This window comes from uncultured Alloprevotella sp., assembly GCF_963536905.1.
Taxonomy (GTDB): Bacteria; Bacteroidota; Bacteroidia; order Bacteroidales; family Bacteroidaceae; genus Alloprevotella.
On record NZ_CAUTBW010000080.1, the window covers coordinates 1 to 3,901 of the forward strand.

Below are 3,901 nucleotides of genomic sequence, written 5' to 3' on the forward strand. Positions count from 1 at the left end.
CCCGACGCCGGCGGCGTCGCACTGAAAGCGTGGAGGGGTAACTCAGACGTGCAGAGGTGGACTGCTGTGCGACACCGCCGGTGTCGGAGAGTGGGCTTTTCCTTCTGTCCACGGGTTCGCCCTTCGGGCATCACCCGCGGTTAAGCATGGTGTGTCCCCGCCGGGGACAATGGGTGAGCAGGCTATGTCGCTGGGGAGAGTGGATGCAATAAAGATGCGAGCAGATAGTCGTATTGCTTTCTCAAACCCAATAAGGGAGTGAGCTGACACAATAAGGATGCTGGCGGATAGGCTTATTATATTCCCAAACGCAATAAGGAGATTTACTATCATCGCTATTGCGTTTGTGCGCCTCTCCTTGCAAATGATTCAAAGAAGCATTAGAAGCCTCACCGAATAGTGCAGAGATTCGGGCAATGCGGACAAGAAGATTGGGGCGTTTAGCTTTTTAGCGAACCGCCTTTATCATTCGGTCCTTCCCATAAATGTCGCGGTGCAGTTCCACGTTGGAGTAGCCGCTTGATTGGAACATTCTGACGGTTTCTTGCCCGTAGGCTTGGTTGATTTCCACCAACACCGCTGTGGCTTTGAGTTGCTGACCGAGGCGCGCCAAAGCCCGATAGAACAGAAGGGGATCGGCGTCGGGAACAAAGAGAGCCGAGGCCGGTTCATAGTCCAAAACGTGGGCTTCCATCTCCGCGCGCTCGCGTTCACAAATATAAGGGGGATTGGAAACGATGTAGAGAGCATCACTCGAGGGCGCGCTCGCTGCGCTCTCATTTACCACTTCCAACACATCCTTTTGGCAAAAATCCACTGTAACGCCATTCGTTTCCGCATTCTGCTGCGCCACGGCCAAAGCCTCTTCCGAAATGTCCCACGCCGTGACCTGCGCACGTGGAAACTGCTTGGCCAGAGAGATGGCAATACAGCCCGTACCGGTTCCCACATCGAGAACAGAGCAAGGAGCCTCGGAGGGCAGCAGAGAAGCCACCCACCCCACCAGTTCTTCCGTTTCCGGTCGAGGAATCAAGGTGTCGGGCGTCACGCGAAAGGTGAGATCGCAGAATTGTGCTGTACCGATGGCGTATTGCACAGGTTCGCCCTGCTCTAAGCGGCGGAGAATTTTTTCCAGCCTTATTGTATCGTCTTCGGAAAATGCCGTATCTTTGCCCAGGTAGATGTCGGTGCGCGACAGGCCAAAGGCATCTTCCAACACAACAAACGCCAGGGCGCGGGCTTCCCGTTCTTCCACTGTCGGGACGAGCGTATCAACAATTTGGCGAAACATAGATTTCATAAGGCAAAGGTAATGAATAAATCAAAAAGTACAACGGACACTTTCTATATGCACCGCTGCCTCCAACTGGCTCGGCAGGGCGAAAACGGAGCTGCTCCCAACCCGATGGTGGGCGCGGTGATTGTTTGCGAGGGACGCGTCATTGGCGAGGGGTATCACGCCCATTGCGGACAGGCACATGCTGAGGTGAATGCTATCAACAGTGTGCGCCTCGAAGATCGCCCACTCTTGCAGGAGGCCACAATCTATGTGAGTCTCGAACCTTGCTCTCATTTCGGCCGAACGCCGCCTTGTGCCAAACTCATTATCGATTGCCACATACCGCGCGTGGTTGTGGGCTGCGAAGATCCTTTTGCTAAGGTTCATGGGCGCGGCATACAGATGCTGCGCGATGCTGGCGTAGAGGTGGTTGTCGGCGTATTGGAAGAAGAATGCCGCGCACTGAATAGGAAGTTTTTCACGTTCCATACTCACCGCCGTCCCTACATCACACTGAAATGGGCGCGCAGTAAAGATGGTTTTCTGGACCGTTGGAGAGAGCCGCTCTTCGATACGGATGCTGCTGCTCCCCTCCCCATCCAACCAGCAGAGGAAGGCACTGAAGAGGCAACCTTTGAAGCGTCGCAGCAACCCGCCCTACTCTCCACACCGCTCACTCAGATGACCGTGCACCATCAACGGGCGCGGCATCAGGCCATCCTTGTGGGACACAGCACGCTGCGCCTCGACCGCCCGAGTCTGACGGTGAGAGCGTGGGACGGAACCGACCCGCTCCCCGTTGTCTTGGGGCGCGTGGCCGAGGGAGAACTCCCACGCGGTTGGCAGTGCTTTGCGGACATCGAAACCATGCTCGATTCGCTCTTCCGGCAGAACGTGCAGAGCCTCCTCGTTGAGGGCGGCGCGCAAACCTTGCAGTCGTTCATCGATGCGGGCCTCTGGGACGAAGCGTGGGAGGAATTGTCGGCCACTATGCTGCAAAGCGGTGTGCCTGCCCCGCGTATGCCCTACGGCGTAGAGAAGGAAATCGTCCAGAAATTCGGCGTACCGTTCAGTCATTGGACAAATAGTTAACAACATATTTTATATCATCATGAAAAAAGTACTCTTACCCATTTGCCTTGCCCTTCTGACCTGGACTGGCAGCGGCTCTATCCTTGAAGCGCAGGCACAGAGCGGTCCTCACAAAGTGGTGGTTGCTAAGAAAAAGGCGACCAACAAAACGAACACCAATGAAGTGCGACAGTTCTATAAGCACTTCCTCAAAACCTATATTCTGGGAGGCAAGGATGTACACAGCAATCCGAAATTCAGAGCACACTTCTCCGAAGAGTTGATAGAGAAGCTCCACGAAAGATTTGTGAGCGAATATGACGACGAGGACGGAATGGGCCTTGCCGTATGGCTCTTCCGTGGCGGCGGGCAGGATCCCGACGACGCCGAGATGCTGCGCACACTTTCGGTACAGCCAGCGAAGGACAACTGGTATGTGGTCAAGATGACCTCCAGAGGAAAGCGCGATACCCTACGCGTGAGAATCGTGAAGAAGAACAAAAGCTTCCTTATCACGGATGTGGAAAACCCCGATTGGTGAAACACGCCATAACGGCTTAAGCATAAGAAAGTCCCCAGTATTTGTAGATACTGGGGACTCTTCTTTTCTATTTGTCAAGAGCCACTAAGCCATCAGATGCATAGAGCCAACGAAGTAGAGCACCAAGTAGCCGAGCACCATAGAGACGATGCCCATCGTCAGCCCCACTTTCAACATCTCGTTCTGCTTCACGAGGCCCGTACTGTATGCAATGGCGTTCGGCGGAGTACTGATGGGGAGACACATCGCACTGGAAGCAACAACGGCGATACCAATGAGAATCGTTGCCGTGCCGCCGATAGAGCCGAGCGCACCGCCCATACCCTTGCACACAACGGCCAGAATAGGAACGAGCAGGGCTGCCGTGGCCGTGTTGCTAATGAAGTTCGAGAGGAAGAAGCAGATAAGGCCTGAAATGAGCAAGATAGCCACAGGGCTCCAAGAGCCAAATGGGATACTATCAATGGCGTTCTCTGCCAGACCTGAGCCATTCATGCCGAGACCTAAAGCGAAACCGCCCGCCACCATCCAAATGACACTCCAGTTTATCTCCTGCAAATCTTTCGCCGTGATAACGCCCGTCACCGCAAAGACACCCATGGGCACCATTGCCACAGTGTTGGAATCGATACCCGTAATCTCCTTCGGAATGACCCAAAGCAGGATGGTAACAATGAAAGTAGCACACACCACCCACATACGCCAACCGCGGTGTACTTCACCGGTGATGTGTAGGTCGATAGTTTTCTTTGTGAAGGGGAAGAAATAGAGCAACACTCTCCAACTGATGACGAGCAGCAGGAGGACGAGTGGCAACATAAACATCATCCACGTACCAAAGCCGATGTCCATGTTCAGCCCTTCCGGACTGTTGAGATACTTTAAGGCAATCATGTTGGGAGGCGTGCCGATGGGCGTTCCCATACCGCCGAGATTGGCTGCAACGGGGATACTCAATGTCAGCGCAATGCGCCCCTTACCGCTGGCTGGGAGAGCGGCAAACACGGGGG

The 3,901-nt window shown here is 54.4% G+C and carries 4 protein-coding genes; 2 read left to right on the forward strand and 2 right to left on the reverse strand.

The features are described 5' to 3' along the window. Positions 1–448 precede the first annotated feature (448 nt). On the reverse strand, positions 449–1,291 hold the full coding sequence (prmC, locus tag ABLA33_RS09900) for a peptide chain release factor N(5)-glutamine methyltransferase (protein WP_347720174.1): 843 nt from the start codon (positions 1,289–1,291) through the stop codon (positions 449–451). A 21-nt stretch (positions 1,292–1,312) separates the two neighbouring features. Here prmC and ribD point away from each other — a divergent pair, with 21 nt between their 5' ends. Together ribD and ABLA33_RS09910 are read left to right on the forward strand one after the other, a co-directional pair. Continuing rightward, positions 1,313–2,371: a bifunctional diaminohydroxyphosphoribosylaminopyrimidine deaminase/5-amino-6-(5-phosphoribosylamino)uracil reductase RibD gene (gene ribD, locus ABLA33_RS09905; RefSeq protein WP_347720175.1), complete on the forward strand. Its 1,059-nt coding sequence runs from the start codon at positions 1,313–1,315 to the stop codon at positions 2,369–2,371. Positions 2,372–2,390: 19 nt separating this feature from the next. Next, a complete protein-coding gene (locus tag ABLA33_RS09910) occupies positions 2,391–2,891 on the forward strand; it encodes a hypothetical protein (protein WP_315090769.1) in 501 nt (166 codons plus the stop codon). A gap of 84 nt (positions 2,892–2,975) precedes the next feature. Here the strand turns inward: ABLA33_RS09910 and ABLA33_RS09915 are convergent. Next, the coding region (locus ABLA33_RS09915; protein ID WP_347720176.1) for an SLC13 family permease at positions 2,976–3,901 on the reverse strand (926 nt) is incomplete at its 5' end.